General features: G+C 43.3%; 19 protein-coding genes and 1 pseudogene. All 20 read left to right on the top strand.

All coding sequences use genetic code 11. From position 1 onward, the window contains the following. The first annotated feature begins 1 nt into the window (after nucleotide 1). The 20 genes and pseudogenes from HMPREF0083_RS22515 (at nucleotide 2) to HMPREF0083_RS22440 (ending at nucleotide 16,222) form a co-directional block, all read left to right on the top strand. Entirely contained in the window at nucleotides 2-568 is a 567-nt protein-coding gene (locus tag HMPREF0083_RS22515) for a major tail protein (protein WP_021624170.1), read from the top strand. A gap of 69 nt (nucleotides 569-637) precedes the next feature. Next, complete coding sequence (locus tag HMPREF0083_RS22510) at nucleotides 638-943, top strand: hypothetical protein (RefSeq protein ID WP_021624169.1); 306 nt, start codon at nucleotides 638-640, stop codon at nucleotides 941-943. Between the two features lie 86 nt (nucleotides 944-1,029). Beyond that, nucleotides 1,030-1,164 carry a hypothetical protein gene (locus HMPREF0083_RS29980; RefSeq protein ID WP_021624168.1) on the top strand — a complete coding sequence of 45 codons (135 nt, stop codon included), beginning with the start codon at nucleotides 1,030-1,032 and terminating at the stop codon, nucleotides 1,162-1,164. A gap of 17 nt (nucleotides 1,165-1,181) precedes the next feature. Further along, nucleotides 1,182-2,246 (top strand): phage tail tape measure protein, encoded by a 1,065-nt coding sequence (locus HMPREF0083_RS22505; RefSeq protein ID WP_021624167.1) that lies wholly within the window; start codon nucleotides 1,182-1,184, stop codon nucleotides 2,244-2,246. Between the two features lie 288 nt (nucleotides 2,247-2,534). Beyond that, nucleotides 2,535-6,608 carry a phage tail tape measure protein gene (locus tag HMPREF0083_RS26665; protein WP_021624165.1) on the top strand — a complete coding sequence of 1,358 codons (4,074 nt, stop codon included), beginning with the start codon at nucleotides 2,535-2,537 and terminating at the stop codon, nucleotides 6,606-6,608. Then, complete coding sequence (locus HMPREF0083_RS22495; protein WP_021624164.1) at nucleotides 6,605-7,153, top strand: distal tail protein Dit; 549 nt, start codon at nucleotides 6,605-6,607, stop codon at nucleotides 7,151-7,153. Before HMPREF0083_RS26665 ends, HMPREF0083_RS22495 begins: the two co-directional genes overlap by 4 nt. 5 nt (nucleotides 7,154-7,158) lie before the next feature. Beyond that, entirely contained in the window at nucleotides 7,159-7,554 is a 396-nt protein-coding gene (locus tag HMPREF0083_RS22490) for a phage tail fiber protein (RefSeq protein ID WP_021624163.1), read from the top strand. A 17-nt stretch (nucleotides 7,555-7,571) separates the two neighbouring features. Beyond that, nucleotides 7,572-9,908, top strand: coding sequence for a sialidase family protein (locus tag HMPREF0083_RS26660; protein ID WP_021624162.1), 2,337 nt, complete (start codon nucleotides 7,572-7,574; stop codon nucleotides 9,906-9,908). Continuing rightward, nucleotides 9,909-10,079, top strand: a complete 171-nt coding sequence (locus HMPREF0083_RS28420) for a hypothetical protein (protein WP_021624161.1) — start codon at nucleotides 9,909-9,911, stop codon at nucleotides 10,077-10,079. Beyond that, nucleotides 10,079-10,222, top strand: coding sequence for a hypothetical protein (locus HMPREF0083_RS28870; RefSeq protein WP_021624160.1), 144 nt, complete (start codon nucleotides 10,079-10,081; stop codon nucleotides 10,220-10,222). Before HMPREF0083_RS28420 ends, HMPREF0083_RS28870 begins: the two co-directional genes overlap by 1 nt. Continuing rightward, nucleotides 10,215-10,361, top strand: a complete 147-nt coding sequence (locus HMPREF0083_RS28865; RefSeq protein ID WP_021624159.1) for a hypothetical protein — start codon at nucleotides 10,215-10,217, stop codon at nucleotides 10,359-10,361. Before HMPREF0083_RS28870 ends, HMPREF0083_RS28865 begins: the two co-directional genes overlap by 8 nt. Before the next feature lie 58 nt (nucleotides 10,362-10,419). Further along, nucleotides 10,420-10,935, top strand: a complete 516-nt coding sequence (locus tag HMPREF0083_RS22480) for a hypothetical protein (RefSeq protein WP_021624158.1) — start codon at nucleotides 10,420-10,422, stop codon at nucleotides 10,933-10,935. 11 nt (nucleotides 10,936-10,946) lie between these two features. Further along, nucleotides 10,947-13,265, top strand: coding sequence for a phage tail spike protein (locus HMPREF0083_RS22475; RefSeq protein WP_021624157.1), 2,319 nt, complete (start codon nucleotides 10,947-10,949; stop codon nucleotides 13,263-13,265). Nucleotides 13,266-13,275: 10 nt separating this feature from the next. Further along, nucleotides 13,276-13,494, top strand: coding sequence for a hypothetical protein (locus HMPREF0083_RS22470; RefSeq protein ID WP_021624156.1), 219 nt, complete (start codon nucleotides 13,276-13,278; stop codon nucleotides 13,492-13,494). Nucleotides 13,495-13,536: 42 nt separating this feature from the next. Further along, nucleotides 13,537-13,887, top strand: a complete 351-nt coding sequence (locus tag HMPREF0083_RS26655; protein WP_051354763.1) for a hypothetical protein — start codon at nucleotides 13,537-13,539, stop codon at nucleotides 13,885-13,887. Continuing rightward, nucleotides 13,884-14,654, top strand: a complete 771-nt coding sequence (locus HMPREF0083_RS22460; RefSeq protein ID WP_021624154.1) for a glycoside hydrolase family 25 protein — start codon at nucleotides 13,884-13,886, stop codon at nucleotides 14,652-14,654. Before HMPREF0083_RS26655 ends, HMPREF0083_RS22460 begins: the two co-directional genes overlap by 4 nt. Then, entirely contained in the window at nucleotides 14,654-14,839 is a 186-nt protein-coding gene (locus HMPREF0083_RS22455) for a hypothetical protein (RefSeq protein ID WP_021624153.1), read from the top strand. Before HMPREF0083_RS22460 ends, HMPREF0083_RS22455 begins: the two co-directional genes overlap by 1 nt. Before the next feature lie 627 nt (nucleotides 14,840-15,466). After that, nucleotides 15,467-15,646: a hypothetical protein gene (locus HMPREF0083_RS22450; protein ID WP_021624152.1), complete on the top strand. Its 180-nt coding sequence runs from the start codon at nucleotides 15,467-15,469 to the stop codon at nucleotides 15,644-15,646. 142 nt (nucleotides 15,647-15,788) lie between these two features. Continuing rightward, a pseudogene (locus HMPREF0083_RS22445) lies at nucleotides 15,789-16,010 on the top strand (LexA family protein); the annotation flags it as partial. Between the two features lie 5 nt (nucleotides 16,011-16,015). Next, nucleotides 16,016-16,222: a hypothetical protein gene (locus tag HMPREF0083_RS22440; protein WP_021624150.1), complete on the top strand. Its 207-nt coding sequence runs from the start codon at nucleotides 16,016-16,018 to the stop codon at nucleotides 16,220-16,222. Nucleotides 16,223-16,392: the final 170 nt, after the last annotated feature.

Genomic DNA, 16,392 nt, shown 5'->3' with positions numbered 1-16,392 from the left:
GATGGCAGGAGTACAAGTTGGTCTTTCGGATTTACACTATGCAATTCTAAAAAAAGATGACAAAACTGGCGTCGAATACGACAAGCCGGTACGAATCGCGGGGGCTATTAATGCAAAAATTAGCCCGAAAAGCAGTACGGAGACACTGTATGCGGATGATGGTCCAGCAGAAACATCAACAGCTTTGGGGGAAATCGAAATAGAGTTAGAGGTGAAGGATTTACCTCTCGAAATCCAGGTTGCATTGCTTGGTCACAAGCTAGAAAAGGGTGTGATGATCAGTAACTCATCTGATACAGCGCCTTATGTTGCCATCGGATTTCGTTCCTTGAAGTCAAAAGGTGGATACCGTTATGTATGGTTATTAAAAGGGAGCTTTGAACTTCCGGAAAACGATTATAAAACAAAAGAGGATAAGACATCATTCCAAACACCAAAAATTAAAGGAACATTTGTAGTGCGTGAATTCGATGGCGACTGGCGTTATACAGGCGATGAGGATGAACCGACATTCGAAGCTGCATCTACCTGGTTTGAAAAGGTGTATGAAAAAATACCAGCGGCGTAGTGGAATAACAAAATTTTCAGGGAGAGTCCGACAAGGATTCTCCTTTTCTAATTTAAGGAGGAGTTTATCATGGCAAACGATGTAAAAGTGAAAAGAATTCCAATTGTGTTGGATAAAGAACGGCATCTTGTATTTGATCTGAATGCTTTTTGCGAGCTGGAAGAAAAGTTCGGAAGTACCAGTGCGGCTTTTGAGGTATTGCAAGACGGCTCAATGAAAGGGATTCGTACAATGCTGTGGGCTGGACTCGTTCATGAAGATGAGTCGCTAACAGAAAAAGAGGTCGGGAAACTTGTGTCATTCAGCAATATTCAGGTTCTCGCAGACAAAATTACAGAAGCCATGTCAGAAGGAATGCCGGAAGCAAAAAACTAGAGGGCCAGCCCGTCCCAGATGAAAACGATGAAAACAAGGGATGGGACTGGGCATGGCTCTACTATGCAGGAACGGCCATTCTTCACATGGAGGAGAGAACATTCTGGCGGTGTACCCCACGCAAACTGCTTGCTCTATTAGAAGTACATCGACGTGTAAATGGGGGAGAAGACGGGGCGAAAGATCAGGTGCGTAGAGGATTTATTGACCAGGTGCTGTAAGGAGGTGAGAGAAGGGTATGGCAGAGTTTGAGGATATTATTGTCCGGTTCGGCCTAGATGGTGATCAGTTTACAAGAGGAATCAAACAACTAAACCGACAGACAAAGTTAATCGAGAGCGAATTCCGAGCAGCTAGCGCTAAGCTTGGCGGGTTCGGGAATTCTACTGATCAGTTAAAGTTAAAAGCCGATGCTTTAACTCGACAGATTGATATACAACGACAAAAGGTTGATACACATAAATCAGCGGTACAGGACTCAGCAACCAAACTAGAGAAGTACGCACAAACAACAGCAGAGACAAAAGTTAAACTCGATCAAGCGAAAGCAGCCTATGAAGCTAGCGCTCAAGCATTAGGAAAGAACGCGGCTGAAACGCAGAAGTTAGAGAACGAAGTCAAAAAGCTGGAAAAAGAATATCAACAAAGTGTACAGGCTGTTAATAATGCAAACTATTCGCTTGAAAATAATAAAATCAAGGCAAATCAAACGGAAGCAGCCCTTTCCAAACTTGAAAATGAACTCAGGCAGACAAGTGAGCAGGTTCGTCAACAAACTTCCGTTTGGACAAGATTATCCGAAACCGTCGGAGCAGCTAGCGAAAAAATGAGGGCAGCAGGGGAGAAAATATCAAGTATAGGCGGGAACTTAACAGCCAAGGTTACTACTCCTATTATTGGTCTGGGTACAGCAGCAACCGCTACAGTAGCAAAGTTTGACGATGGTATGAGTAAGGTTCAGGCCATTACCGGTGCGACTGCTGAAGACATGGGGAAGTTGCGCCAGCAAGCTAAGGACCTAGGACGGGATACTAGATTTTCAGCCTCGCAAGTGGCAGATGCGTACAATTATCTTGGGATGGCCGGATGGGATGCCAATAAGATCATGACGGCTACCCCTGCCCTGTTGAATTTGGCTGCTGCTGGGGCAATGGATCTTGGACGAGCAGCCGATATTGTTTCTGATACGATGGCACAATTTAATCTTCAGGCTGACCAGGCAGGGCATGCAGCGGATATTTTCGCGAAGGCCCAAGCAAGTGCCAATCTGGATGTTCAGATGTTAGGTGAATGTTTCGCCTAACTAAAATCGGGCAAAATCGGTGAAGGCTCAGCACGTAATGGTGGTGCTAATACCGAGGTAACTACAGAAATTAAAAAGTCTGCAGAACCGTAGAGCATAGGTTTTGAACCTGTGCATTTTTTATGCGCAGAATATAACAGACCCACGAGTGTCCGACAACCAATAAGAAGGCTGTCTTTTTTATTGGTTGAAAATGTATGCCGAACTGAGGGTGAATTAACACCCTGTAATGCGAGGAAACTCCCAGAAGTAGAGGATAAAAAGCCTTTACGATAACATACGGAAACAATGAAATATGCCGGACCTGTAGCCAATGCATTCGGCATGTCGCTGGAAGAAGCGTCAGCGGTCGCTATGATATTTGCAAATAACGGGATCAAAGCAAGTGAAGCAGGTACAGCGATGCGTGCAGGATTGACACGTCTTGCGAAACCACCAAAAGATGCGGCTGATGCATTGCATGCGCTGAATATTAAAACAGCAGACGCAAAAGGCAAAATGCTTCCGATGGAAAAAATCGTCGCCCAACTGTCGGAAAAATTCAAAGGACTGAGCCAAGAGCAGCAAATCGCTGCTGCAAAAGCAATCTTTGGACAAGAAGCGATGGCAGCGTGGATTACTTTAATTTCAGCAGGACCAAAGGAGCTCAACAAATTTACAGTTGCGTTACGAGAGTCAGATGGTGCTGCTGATAAAATGGCAAAGACAATGGAAGATAATATCGGTGGTAGCTTCCGGAGTTTGAAATCAGCGATTGAGGGGGCAGCTATCAGTATAGGGGAAAGGCTAGCACCGACGATCAGAAAAATCGCTGATTTTATTACGGAGCTAACACGGAAATTTGCACAGTTAAATCCAGCTATACAAAACATGGTGATCGCTTTTGGTCTAATAGCAGCGGCAATCGGACCAGTATTGCTTGTTATTGGACAGTTTGTCATGTCTATAGGAGCAATCGGATCTGCTATTGCCGCAGCATCTGGAGCGATAGCAGGAGTTGGGGGACTTCTAGCGGTTCTCACTGGTCCGATAGGGCTTGTTGCAGGTCTTACTCTGGCTACAGGTGCCGTAGTAGCTTATGCCAGTGCAACGAAAGACAGTGCGAAGGTAAGCATGGATCACTATAACGAGTTAGGTAAACAAGCGCGAACATTAGATACTACGATAGAGGCGTACGATAAGCTGCATAATAGGCTAAAGCTAACAGATGATGAAATGTTGGCTTATATGGATATACAGAAAGAATTGCAGAATACTACTAACCCTGAAAAAATAAAAAGCTTAACTAGCGCCATGGATCAACTGCAAAAGAAAAGTGGGCTTTCTAAAGACGAACTACAAAGGTTAATCAGTCTTAGTAAAGAGTTACAAGAGCAAGCGCCTGACACTGAAAAGGCAATAAGCAATAGTGGAAATGCTTGGGCAAAGAACACAGATGAAGCGAGAAAATATCGTGAACAAATATTAGAAAATCAGCGTATCGAGTTAGAAACGCAGCAAGCGAGAGCAAAGGCGAATTTTAATGATGACATAAACGCCTACCTAGACGTACACAAGAAAGTAAATGCCGCTATTGATGAGCGTAACGTGAAGTTGCAAAATGTCACTAAACAAAAAGAGTATATAAAGCAAATAGAGGAGGAGCAGGCAGCGGCACTGAAAGCAAATGATCAAGAGCGCGCAACCGTTTTAGAGCGTGTGTTGGAGACCGAACGCGTGAAGTTGAGCGAAATGGATCGTCAGTATGCCACAGCACAAAGTCTATATAATCAGTCATTCAAAGAACTAGACGCAAAAGACAAAGTACTACAGAAGAGCGCACAAATCTATGATCAAATGAAGCAGAACGTACTTGCGCAAGTAGGACTTACTGCGAAAGTTGGTGAAGAAGGTGAGGTATTACAGCAGAATATAAAAAAGCTGCAAGAAGAACGCAATCAAATCATTCAAAATGCTGGTGGACAGGACAAAGTAACTGGTAAGAATAAAGAACGTCTAGATGTTATTGATAAGGAAATCGGCCAGTATGTAGAAGCAAAAGCTGCTATAGGTCGGATGGGGGAAGAGCAAGACGCTGTTAAAAGGAAGGTAGAAGAAACAAAGCAGCAAGTAGGAAAGCTGAATGAAGAGTTAGGAAAGCCTATCACAAAGTCAGTTACAATTGTGCAAACCATTAACAATAGAATCAATAATGATGTAAATCCAGGCATAAAATCATATTTTGATAATAAAAACAACATGAATAATGCTGGTAAGGATACAGTCGGTGGCTTTATTAGTGGTATGAACTCCCGTGAAGGTGATGTTAAGAAATCTGCAAGTAATATTGCTGGTTCAGTTCCGAATACCGCTAAAAAAACTCTTGATATTCGTTCACCCTCCCGTGTGATGGATAAGATTGGTCAAGAAACAGGGAAAGGTCTGGCACAGGGGATTTCAAAGAAAGAAAAGGAAGTCAAAAAGGCGTCAGAAAAGCTGGCAAAACAAGCAGAGAAAGCAGCAAAGGATGCGGCTGCTAAGCAGAAAAAAGCATTTGAAGCATCCATGAAGACAGCGGACTACAACTTCAAGATGGGAAAAGTAGACCTGTCAGGTTATATCAAGTCGTTGGAAAACATCCAAAAAACTCAAGCCAAAACAACAGAACAGGTACAGAAAGTAAATTTGGCTATTAAGAAAGCAGAAGCAGACTTAGCAAAACAGCTTGATGAAATCAATAAGAAAAAATTTGAATCGTCAAAGAAGTGGATTGATGAGCGAAAATATTATAATGAGTTGACTCTTGAACAAGAACTTGCAGCTTGGAAGCGTGTGGCTGATAGATACAAGCCAGGTACTGAACAACGTATAGAAGCTGATCGTGAAATCTATCGTGTGAAAAAAGAGATGGAACGAGCGAGCTTTGAAAATTCTAAGCGTTGGATCGATGAACAGAAATACTATAACAAGCTTTCACTTGATGAGGAACTAGCGGCGTGGAGACGTGTACAGGCACGATATAAAGCGGGTACAGCAGAGCGTAAGGAAGCCGACCGAGAAGTATACCGGGTGCAGATTGAACTGTTGAATAAGGCTGCTGAAGACAAGTATAAGGCGACTATGGATGACATCGAGAGAGAGACTAAAGCAGCACAGGAAATTGCTCAACGTCAGAAGGAGGCAATTGAAAGCCGTCGGGATGCTGCGCTGGATTCATTGAAGCGCGAAGAAAAGGCGGAGATGGATAGTTTGGCTCGTCGCCAGAAAGCCTATGAACGCGACCATCAAGCGCGAATGAAGATGCTGGACGATGAGGCGAATGCGGCTATAAAACGGCTGCAAGCGGAGATAGACGCCATTGACAAGCAAGGACGAGATCAGGACTATGCTTATAAAGACGCTGATCGTCAGAAAGAGCTAGCCGAACTTCGTAAGCAATATGACAAATACAAAGTATCTGCTTCAGCAGCCGGACAGAAAAAAGCAGCCGACTTACTCAAGCAAATTGAAAAGATACAAACGGAGATTGAGCGTGACGAGCAGGCCCGTCGCCGCGAACAGCAGAAAGAGTCACTTAAAGTACAGATAGACAACATCAAAGAGGCGGCTGACAAAAAGAAAGAACAATGGCAGTCTGAATTCGACCGTCAAAAAGAGTGGTTCGAACAAGAAAAAGAGCAGCGTCAGGAGTATTACCAGCAACGCGAAGCACAACTGAAAGCGTCATTCGATGCCGAACTTCGGGAGTTAGAGGAAAGCACAAAACGTCAACTTGCACAGTTGGAACAGCAGAAGATCGATGCGGAGCAAACACGAACAAAAATGCTTGAGGACGCCAAGTTGAAGGCACGTGAGAATCTGAATGTCGTAGAAAGCGGACAGCAACAGGCTATCAATGTACTGCAAAACAAAAACCAAGATTATTATCGAAGTGGTCAGACACTCGGCAATATGTTTGCGTTCGGCTTAGAAAGCAGCATATCACGTATCAAAGAGGCAGCAAGCAAGGTCGCAAAGGCTGTTTCAAGCCGGTTGGAGCTGCATTCTCCGGCTGAAGAAGGTCCTCTTTCTACGCTAAATACATGGTGGAATGCTTTCTCGGATACTATCCTAGAGGGCCTGGATACACGAGCAATTAACGCAGCTATGAATGCGATGGTGAACCCAAATCTGTCTTTTGGCTCTTTGGGGGCAGTTGGAGAAAAAGCATCATCATTCGGTAGTGGCTCAATCACTATTAAAATAGACAACCGCGGTATGTTCGACGGTGCTACTTTCACGAATATGGATGATATCGACCGACGCGCATTAGCTATGGATGTTGGTGATTTTACAGCGAATCAAGTTCAGACAAGATTGCGGGCAGGGGGGCGTAAGAGATGAGTGACTTCACGTACAAGAGTGTATCGGCATTCTCCATGGACGTTCGAGTACAGTCTAAAAAACGACCACTGCTTGCAAATATCCGACAACAGTATGAGGATATTGCTGGCCGACACGGTAGTTACTCTTTTACAGATGGAACGCTGGAGGATATCACAATTGATGTAGAATGTTGGTTTGTAGCAGATAGTCGGGAAGATTTACGTTACAAAGCGAGACAAATCGCGGCTTGGCTATATTCAAAAGAGAAACAGCGCCTGATGTTCGATGATGAACCAGGCGTTTTTTATATGGCCCGTGTTTCGAATCAGATTGACATGGAAACGTTGATTCGGCATGGAAGATTTACACTACAATTCAGATGCGATCCGTTTGCGTATTTCGTCGAAGAGAAGATAACACGACACGCCATTATAGCCAGCCCTCAGACCTTTACTGTCAGCAACGATGCAACAGCACCTACTCAGCCGATCCTTATCATTCGGAATAACGGTGATAAGCCTGTCAACAACTTGATATTACGACTTGAAAATGAAGTGGAGTGATAAATATGGGAATGTCCGATTACCTGGAAGAGAAGGTACTGAATCACATTTTTCGAAAGACAGCATATACCCCGCCTGACAAGATATATGTAGCCCTGTATACAAGCGACCCAACCGATGCAGATGTGGGGGTGGAAGTATCGGGCGGCTCTTACGCACGCCAGTTAGTCACCTTTACAGAGCCAGTACAAGTAGGTGGAAGGGGAACGATTAAAAACACAGAAGATGTTGCTTTTCCGGCTGCTACAGCTAGCTGGGGAACGGTGACACATGTGGGGATTAGGGATGCGGCATCGGGTGGGAATTTACTCTATCATGGGGAGTTGCCTATACCTAAAACCATTTCAGCAAATGATGGATTTAGAATTTTCGCTGGAGAACTGAAGCTAGATATTAATTAGAAAGGAGATGGTCGAACATGAAAACGATGTATCCAGCAATCGTAAATTCTCCCCTGACAGAATTGGTGGCGGATATCGATGATACACAGGATTCTATTGAGGTCAAAGACGGCTCAAAACTCCCTGATGCGCCCAATCTGGCTACGCTTGGCGGTGGAGAGGATGCAGAAACCATACACTATACAGAGAAGAATGGAAACATACTCAGCGGTGTAACGAGAGGATTTCAGGGTGTTTCGCAGGCGTGGATAAACGGTACGCAGGTCGGGCGCTTTTTCACAGAATACGATTACGCTGCTTTAACAAACAACGTTGAAGAGCTGTCAACACAGAAAGTAAACAAGGAAGAAGGAAAGGGCCTTTCTTCTAATGATTATACAACTGCTGAAAAAGAGAAACTTGGGAAGTTCTCAGAGGATGCCAGCGGAAACCTACTGTACAACGGAAAGAAACCAGGTGTAGATGTAAATGCAGTATATACATTACAACGTGAAGTCGCAAACCTCAAAGCGGTGTCCGAACTAAAGGATCGCGTTGACGGAGCAAGTGGCTTTTTCTATGATTTGTTTGATGATAGGAATGGTGGCTCCATCGCAAAGCTAGATAATACCAAAGGGGTTGCTTCTACGGCGTTATCTGTCGGAGCTACCTCTATCCCACTCAACTCAATAACAGGACCCGGCTTTGCTATTGGTCAAGAAATTACCGTGTTCGATGATACCAACCTAGAGCGTCCACGTATCACAGCAATTAACGGCTCAGCCCTTACTATTACGCCTCTTAATAAGACATATAAGGAAGGGGCTACAGTTTGTCGTTCATCTGTTGTGAAAGATAACCATGCATTAAAATTCGGTGGATGGGAACAACGGACAACCTATACACGAACAAATATCAATATTGTGAATGGAAAGTACCAGACAAGTGTATATTCTAGGCCGCAACGATTGAATAATGGGTGGCTTCTTGTTTGTGTACAAGATAGTAGTGATAGTAGTAGAAATGTAATTCGCTGTTACGTCTCCGAAGATGAGGGGCTGACATGGAGACAATTATGCTATTTTTCAAGCCCGGGAGCATCCCACGCATCCCGAGCTAGTGTAGCATCAATAGGGACAAAAGTTACTGTCTTTTACAACAATCGATCATATGGTAGTAATTTGACTAAGTTTTATGCCGTTACTTTTGATGCAACAACAGTTACAGTAGGTTCGGATTTAACAAATAATGCAGTGTTAGTTGATACACAAGATGATTATTTTGATACAACCGTTGAGTATGCGCCAGACGGAACAATACACGCTGCGTGGGTATCAAAAAATAGTGTATATCAAAAAGCATATAATATCCGTTACAGTAAAAGTACGGATGGGGGGATTACATGGAGGGCTCCTATACAAATTACTAAAAGTGATACGCCAAATGACAATTTCTATCGACCCTTCCTTGTGATTTTGAATAATGGGGAACCAGCGATTTTGTGCGATAGAGGCTCAATATCAAATGTTATCTATATACTTAGAGAAACAGGATTAAATACTGCCACTGTCTTCACTTGGACATATTCCGCTATCTATAGTTTTTCCGATACACAAAGTAGACCCAACGCAATTGTTGATGGAAATGGCCAGATCCATATTGTTTGGGATGGATCAGATAGTGAAAATACTTCTAACCGTAACATTAAATATGCTAAATCTGTTGATAATGGAGAAAAATGGAGTACACCAATAAATATAACGAGGGAAAGCGAAGATCAAATATCTCCGTCTATAACATGTGATAAAGATAATAACCTTTACGTGTATTTCATAGGTAAAGTTAAAACGATTTCTTCGTTCTATCAACTAAGAAAAACCGTGTATACGAACGGCACATGGGGATCCATCGAAACGATAACACATGAGACAACTGGGAGTATTGGTCCTCCGGCTGTTATAGAAAATTATCGTGACTTTACTGATCCTCCTTTTGCCTACTATTCTCCGCAAAATGATGCGTTGAAATTTCGTGGAACCTGGACAGCCAGTACGGATATCCCTGTCCTTGCTGAAGATGTACGGTTTAATATCTTGCCATCAGCACCAATTGATGAAGTAGTTGCTTGGGCCGATCAGGAGAAGGATGCCGGATTCTCACTTTCAGGCGCCATCTCATTCCATGATGTAGGAGGCGACGAATCCTATGTTGCAGCTACGAAAACAAGTGCGCCAGTGGACGGGACGATTACTGAGGACCAGTTTATTGCAACCAATAGCGCAGCCAAACAGCAAGCAACATTGCGCCTTACATTGAGTCGGACAAACACTAATGTTGATAAATCTGTTAAAAAACTGCTAGGGGCGGTGAGTTAGATGAAAATCAGACAAAGGGATGAAAATGGACAACTTGGAGCACCTGTCTCAACACCAAAAGATGCTACGAAGCCCTCACCTGAACAAAGAATAGATGATCTACAGGCTAACTTAGATCAGGCCGTTTTAGAACTTACAACGATTATAGCGACCAAGCAAGGAGGGGTGTAATGTTTACAAAAGAGAGTATCGTTGTTAAAACTTGGGTACTTGCTGTCCAGAATGGGGTGAAAAGTTTTGAAGATGTTCCTGTTCTCCATAATCTGCGGGATTGTGTGTCTACTATTTTGGAAGAGGGTGAGGACAATGTTTAACGAAAATAGTATTTGCGTCAAAGTTTGGTTTACCGCGGTTGCTACTGGGACGTATATGTATGAGCAAGTTCCGAACCTATTTAACTTACGTGAAGAGGTCGGCAAGAAGCTTGAACAAATGGGATTTCCTACAGAATGAGAACGCCTTTTCTATGGAGAGAGGGCGTTTTTGTTTGCCTGGAAAGAGGTGATGAAAGATGTTTAACCAGGGTGGCTTTAATCTGCTTCCTTTCAATCAGGCTAAAGAAGAAATCTCTTCCTCTTCCATTACGCTATCAGCAGAAAGCGGGATGACGGTCACGGCATCTGTGGAGTATGCAGGAACAACTGTTCTTTCTGCTGAGTCAGGCGATATGATTACGGGCAATTGCCAGTATGCTGCTAGTGCTGCTTTGTCGGCTGAATCTGGCATAAATGCGAAAGGAATACGAGAGCGAATTAGCACAGCTACATTAAGCGGTACGAGCGGTATGTCTGTAAACGGGCGGCGTATGCGAATTTACGAGATGCATATCGATATTGTTCAACACGGACAAGAAATCGTGATCGACACAGAGAAAATGACAGCGGTGGCGAATGGACGTAGTGTACTGAATCAACTCTCTTCCCTGTCCTTACCTGTGATGCCAGGAAAGAATATCATCACATATACAGATACAGAAAAGGAGCGCTCAATCGACCTAATCATGCGATATCGTGAGCGTTCGTATTAGGGGGTGAAACGGTGTATCCGGTTGTCTACGACAAATTCGACGAACAATATAAAGGCTTGGGGTTAGCTGTCCTTGAAAATGCACAAGATGTTCGCGTGTATGAAAAGCTGAATGGTGAACATACCTTGGAACTTGTTTTGCCACGCGACGATCTAAAGTGGGAGTACATTCAAACAGATAACTTCATCAAGGTAGACGGGCATCTGTATATCATCCGAGCGACTGAAGAGCAAAGAGACAGCAACGGGAAGCTCCTTTCTAATATTCAATGCGAACATATCTTTTTTGAACTGCTCGATGAGTATATTCAGTATAAAGAGCTTATCAATACAACGGCGCAAACGGCGCTTGTCGACTTTTTGACGGGAACCCGATTTACAGCTAACGCTGTGAGTGTACAGGGAAACCGCGACTTAGAAGTTGAGGATGTAACCGTAGTTGCAGGCATCAATGAAATGTTGAAAGAATGGGCCTGTGAAATGAAGTGTGCAGGCCTCCCGGGTGCAGACGGTAAATTCCTTGTTACACTACTTCCTGAGCGCGGACAAAATAACGGGGTACAGATTCGCTATCGAAAAAACCTGAAATCCATCAAGAAGACTACGGACGCCAGGGGCGTAGTTACTCGGCTATACCCTTACGGGAAAGACGGTTTAGGTATTGAAGGGGCAACGCAAAATAAATCAGGTCTGTCATATATTGATAGCCGAATCAATGATTACCGTATACCCAAGAAAGGCTCTATCACCTTCAATGACATTGAAGACCCAGACGAGTTATATAAAGCAGCATTAGAGCATCTGGCAACTGTAGATACGCATCGTATCACGTATGAGGTCGATATGCTGGAGCTGAAGGCTTTAGCTGAATACGGAGACATTGAAGGCATTCAACTCGGCGATACGGTGCGTGTCATTGATGAGGAGCTGGGCATTGATGTATTTGCTCGTGTGGTTGAATATGAACGATATCCATTTGATCCATGGCATTCCCGTGTGGTTCTGGCAAACTTCCGGCCTGGGTTGACGGATTTCCTTTCCGAGCTACAGGACGCAAAAGACATCATCAAAAATATTACACATCGCGGAAAAGTAAATGCTTATTGGCTTGACGGCCTGATTCAATACTACTCTGATAAGATCCGTGATTCTGCTGAATTTGCACATGCGGAGATTCGGGACGGGAAAGGGATTCTGTTGCAGAATACGAATCCAGAAAGCCCAAGCTTCGGCGCGATGTATATTGGTCCTGGTATCTTTGCGATTGCGAACGAGAGAGTAAATTCGGAATGGAACTGGCGTACATTCGGGACTGGGGAAGGGTTCACAGCCGATTTCATAAATACAGGTGTATTAAATGCAGCATTGGTCAAAATCCTTGCAAGTAATGCTGTATATCTGGACGGAACCGGTATGCATGTCATCGATCCAAAAAACAATGAACGTGTATGGATCGGAAATTATCGAGCAGATAAATTCGGCTTAAAAGTCACGGATGGGGAAATATACGGAACCATGATTCGAACCGGAGTCGAGGGGGGTAAAACGTATATCTCCCTGGAACCGACAAACGAGCTGAAGATGGTCAAAGATGGCAAACCAGTTGTTGAAATCAATGCTTACCAGACTGACTCATCGATGTACTTGTCTAGAGATGGACAACGGATGTTGTCGCTAGGCAGCTTTATGAAAAACGGAAATGAGTTATTTGGTGCAATAAGAGGAGATGCACCTACCCGAAAAATTGCAATTACCACTGGATTTTCAGGGATTTTTGTTCGCGATTCGGGAGACATGGAGTTTACCGGGAACACAAATACACGGCATGTATTTCATAAAAAAATTGTCGCAACAAATGGCATTGAAAGTTTCGGAGCAAAGAACGCTGTAGTGGTTACGAAAAATTACGGGCAAAGGTTGCTGTACTCATATGAAATGCCGGAGAGTAAATTCGGTGATGAAGGTGTGGCCGAGCTGGTAGACGGAATATGTCGTATTGACCTGGACCCTATCTTTTTAGAAACCATGGAGCCGAACACGCCAGATACACCTTTTATTGTCCATCTGACACCGTACGATTGGTTGCAACTACGTGTCAAAGAAATCGGTGACACATATTTCATCGTGGAAGAAAAGGAAGGGCTAAGCGGTCGATTCTCTTGGCAACTAAACGGGATCCGGAAAGGATTCGCATTTATCCGTATTAATACGACTTTCGATGAAGATATAGAAGACGCCTGGGAGGATGAAGTTGACCTTGCATCATTGGAGGAAGCATTAGGATTAACAGGTGATGTAAGGGATTTAGAAGTAGAAGAAATAACAGAGTGAGGTGAAGAAGATGGAGAAATACGTAAAGCTAACAAACGGAAAGCTAATCATTACCAGTGAACCACGTTATGATCTTGATGGGCCGGATACGCCAGATTCTATTCGAATGGCATTACAGCAGGAGTTATATAGTCTGGTCATGCAGTCTAAATCGCTGAAAGCTCGTGCTGAGGAAGTGAAGCAGTTTCTTTCGATGTTAGATGAATACGAAGTACAACAAACGCCATAGGGCGTATTTTTTATGCCCAGAAAGGGCGGTAAGGAGGGTGTCATGCCAGATGTAAAAACAGCACAACAGATTGCAGAATCCCAGTATGCCTTTGGGATTCTTTTTGTCATTCTCTTTCTTGTTTCCATTACTGCTGTAGCCTTTATTTTTAAGGACTTAAAACGGGAGAACAAGGAAAGAGAACAGGAGTTGAAGGACCTTATTTCCGAGCAAAAGCAGGAAAGCAAAGAACGTGAGGCTAAGCTGATGGCCCACCTTGAGAAGACGAATGACAGCCACGAAAGAACATCAAAAACACTGGAGAAAATCCAGCATGGCCTTGCTACATTGGAAGTCAGTGTAAAGGAAATGTGGGTTGAAATTAAACAACTGAAACGGAGTGGAGAGCAATGACTATTATAGGGATCGACGTATCGCATTGGAACGGAGTTGTTGACTGGAAGAAAGTTGCCGCTTCCGGTGTGAATTTTGTTTTTCTTAAAGCGAGTGAAGGGACCACGTATGTAGATAAAACTTTCAAAACAAACGCAGCTAATGCACTAGCGAATGGGATCCGCGTCGGTGCTTACCACTACGCAAAATTCGGTAATGTTGCAGAAGCGAAGGCAGAAGCGCAGCATTTCTTGCGTACTGTTTCGGGGGTGAAAATTACATACCCACTTGTGCTGGATCTGGAAGAGAACAAGAAGAAGGCAAGTAAAGCCGTTTTGACGGATGCCGCTGTTGCCTTTCTAAATGCCATCGAAAAGGCCGGATATTTTGCCATGATCTATTCCGGAAAATCATTCTTAGAAACACAATTAGATGAAAAACGATTGAAGCCCTATGCGTTATGGATTGCTCGTTATAATTCGTACCTGGGAAGAGACGCGGGAATCTGGCAGTACACGGATAAGGGAAAAGTAAATGGTATTTCCGGTAATGTGGACATGAATTTGGCGTATGTGGATTATGCCGCATTGATTGATAAAAAAGGGACAACAGCACCTACACCACCCAAGGAGGAAAAGAAACTCATGAAAACAGAAGATGCAAACAAAATCATACGTGTCCTTCAGGACAGATGGAACGCTTCAACGTGCCAGGACGAAAAGAAAGAAATGGGGCGGCTTGCCGATGAGGTACGGGTGGCTGCTGGGATGAAGAAGGTGAATAGCTAATGAAAGAGCGGTTGAAGGACCCGTTCCTGTGGGCTGGCGTTAGCGGATTATTGTATCAAGTATTGAATGCAAGAGGAATCATTGTTCCTCCTGACCTTTGGGATTTAGGGCTAGACATTATTAGTTATGCCTGCATTGGCATTGGTGTAGCATCCGGGTATACCGGGAAAGTGGAGAAAGAGTAAGATGATTAAGCCCCGTTGTCCGTATGGATGGCGGGGCTTTTTTGTTTTCTCAAAGAATGTTAATATCTTCTTATCTGAACGACATGGGATATAAAATTATGTATTTTTGCAGTATGAGGTTTCTAATTTAATTATCTGAACGCTGTGGGAACAAATCGAAAGCCTTTCGAGACAAAACGAAAGGTTTTTTTGTTGTTTTTCTGGAAAATAAACGCAATAAAACACTTAAAATGTATTGACAGCAATACGTTGTTTTGATATTATAATTATAGAGGGTGTGACAAGCACTCTCCGAAAGGAGGAAGACGATGACAGGGTTCATACTTTTCATCACGGCGGTCATCAACTTAGTAACAGCGATAATCAACTATCGTATTGCTAAGAAGAACAATCGCCGGGTAAAGTAAAAGCCCCTTACGCTGGTACCGTAAGAGGCTGAGGAAACGCAGGTAGAGGGGAAACCCTCTCCTGTACCCTATCATCTTATGCTTATCATACCCTCTCTATACATTGATGTAAAGGAGGATTCGCATGAATACTGTCACCCTTATCATCACCATTGCAGGACTCGTTATTGCCCTGGCGGCTCTTGGCCTAGCCATTAAAAATGCAAAAGGACGGTAGCATATGGCTAAAAAAGCATTATCATTCCGCTTTCCAGAAGAATTTGTTACTTTTCTGCGTACATGGTCTTTTGTAACTGAGAAAGACCAACGTATTTTATTAGAAGAAGCATTTGGGGAGTATGCAGAAAGAAGACCGGAAGTGAAAGAAAAAGTAAAACGTATAATGGAGAACCTTGAATAAATAGACCCCGCCATCAAAACAGTGGCGGGGTCTATTTTATTTTGGTAAACATTCTCTTTTTCATCTGGAATAAGAACGAATGTTCCTGTATAATCTAGAATAAAATAAGAATATACGTTCTTATCTCAGGGGGGTAAAAAGGATGAAGCAGCTTCCAAAAAGACAACAGGAGATATTTGATTTCATCAAAAAAGAAGTCAAAGAAAAAGGATTCCCACCAACAATCCGGGAGATTGGGGAGGCGGTTGGTTTGGCTTCTAGTTCTACAGTACACAGTCACTTAGCACGTTTGGAGAAGAAAGGCTTAATTATGCGTGATCCAAGCAAGCCACGGGCGCTTACTATTTTGCATAGTGAAGAGGAAAATGTATGATGAATTTGTTTACTTACCTAGGTCGGACTGTTGAGATTATTTATCTGAATGGGAACGGGGAACTGAGTCAACGAAAGATACGGTTACTATCGGTGAAGGATGGAAGGATTCGAGCATATTGTTTCAAACGAAGAGCAACGAGATATTTCTCAGTGAAGAATGTGCTGGCAATGCGACCAGTAAATGAAAAGCAAGTGAGTTGAAAAACCTGGCGATTATGCCGGTCTTTTCTTTTAATCGTCATACCTTCTCTTAAGTATTCATATACTCGTAGTCGAGACATAAGTATATTTTCTAAGGAAGGGGTATATAATGGTACGTAATTGGAAAGACTGGTTAATTTGTATATATCCTCAGGAGTTCAATCAGTATA

It is taken from the genome of Aneurinibacillus aneurinilyticus ATCC 12856, assembly GCF_000466385.1.
GTDB lineage: Bacteria > Bacillota > Bacilli > Aneurinibacillales > Aneurinibacillaceae > Aneurinibacillus > Aneurinibacillus aneurinilyticus.
The sequence above is the reverse complement of the archived record's forward strand: the minus strand, read 5'-3'. Positions and strand labels throughout refer to the sequence as shown.

Bases quoted from the DNA above. Each gene is read 5' to 3' on its own strand.
- HMPREF0083_RS22515 (WP_021624170.1), top strand. From the start codon at position 2: ATGGCAGGAGTACAAGTTGGTCTTTCGGATTTACACTATGCAATTCTA.
- HMPREF0083_RS22510 (WP_021624169.1), top strand. From the start codon at position 638: ATGGCAAACGATGTAAAAGTGAAAAGAATTCCAATTGTGTTGGATAAA.
- HMPREF0083_RS29980 (WP_021624168.1), top strand. From the start codon at position 1,030: ATGGAGGAGAGAACATTCTGGCGGTGTACCCCACGCAAACTGCTTGCT.
- HMPREF0083_RS22505 (WP_021624167.1), top strand. From the start codon at position 1,182: ATGGCAGAGTTTGAGGATATTATTGTCCGGTTCGGCCTAGATGGTGAT.
- HMPREF0083_RS26665 (WP_021624165.1), top strand. From the start codon at position 2,535: ATGAAATATGCCGGACCTGTAGCCAATGCATTCGGCATGTCGCTGGAA.
- HMPREF0083_RS22495 (WP_021624164.1), top strand. From the start codon at position 6,605: ATGAGTGACTTCACGTACAAGAGTGTATCGGCATTCTCCATGGACGTT.
- HMPREF0083_RS22490 (WP_021624163.1), top strand. From the start codon at position 7,159: ATGGGAATGTCCGATTACCTGGAAGAGAAGGTACTGAATCACATTTTT.
- HMPREF0083_RS26660 (WP_021624162.1), top strand. From the start codon at position 7,572: ATGAAAACGATGTATCCAGCAATCGTAAATTCTCCCCTGACAGAATTG.
- HMPREF0083_RS28420 (WP_021624161.1), top strand. From the start codon at position 9,909: ATGAAAATCAGACAAAGGGATGAAAATGGACAACTTGGAGCACCTGTC.
- HMPREF0083_RS28870 (WP_021624160.1), top strand. From the start codon at position 10,079: ATGTTTACAAAAGAGAGTATCGTTGTTAAAACTTGGGTACTTGCTGTC.
- HMPREF0083_RS28865 (WP_021624159.1), top strand. From the start codon at position 10,215: ATGTTTAACGAAAATAGTATTTGCGTCAAAGTTTGGTTTACCGCGGTT.
- HMPREF0083_RS22480 (WP_021624158.1), top strand. From the start codon at position 10,420: ATGTTTAACCAGGGTGGCTTTAATCTGCTTCCTTTCAATCAGGCTAAA.
- HMPREF0083_RS22470 (WP_021624156.1), top strand. From the start codon at position 13,276: ATGGAGAAATACGTAAAGCTAACAAACGGAAAGCTAATCATTACCAGT.
- HMPREF0083_RS26655 (WP_051354763.1), top strand. From the start codon at position 13,537: ATGCCAGATGTAAAAACAGCACAACAGATTGCAGAATCCCAGTATGCC.
- HMPREF0083_RS22460 (WP_021624154.1), top strand. From the start codon at position 13,884: ATGACTATTATAGGGATCGACGTATCGCATTGGAACGGAGTTGTTGAC.
- HMPREF0083_RS22455 (WP_021624153.1), top strand. From the start codon at position 14,654: ATGAAAGAGCGGTTGAAGGACCCGTTCCTGTGGGCTGGCGTTAGCGGA.
- HMPREF0083_RS22450 (WP_021624152.1), top strand. From the start codon at position 15,467: ATGGCTAAAAAAGCATTATCATTCCGCTTTCCAGAAGAATTTGTTACT.
- HMPREF0083_RS22440 (WP_021624150.1), top strand. From the start codon at position 16,016: ATGATGAATTTGTTTACTTACCTAGGTCGGACTGTTGAGATTATTTAT.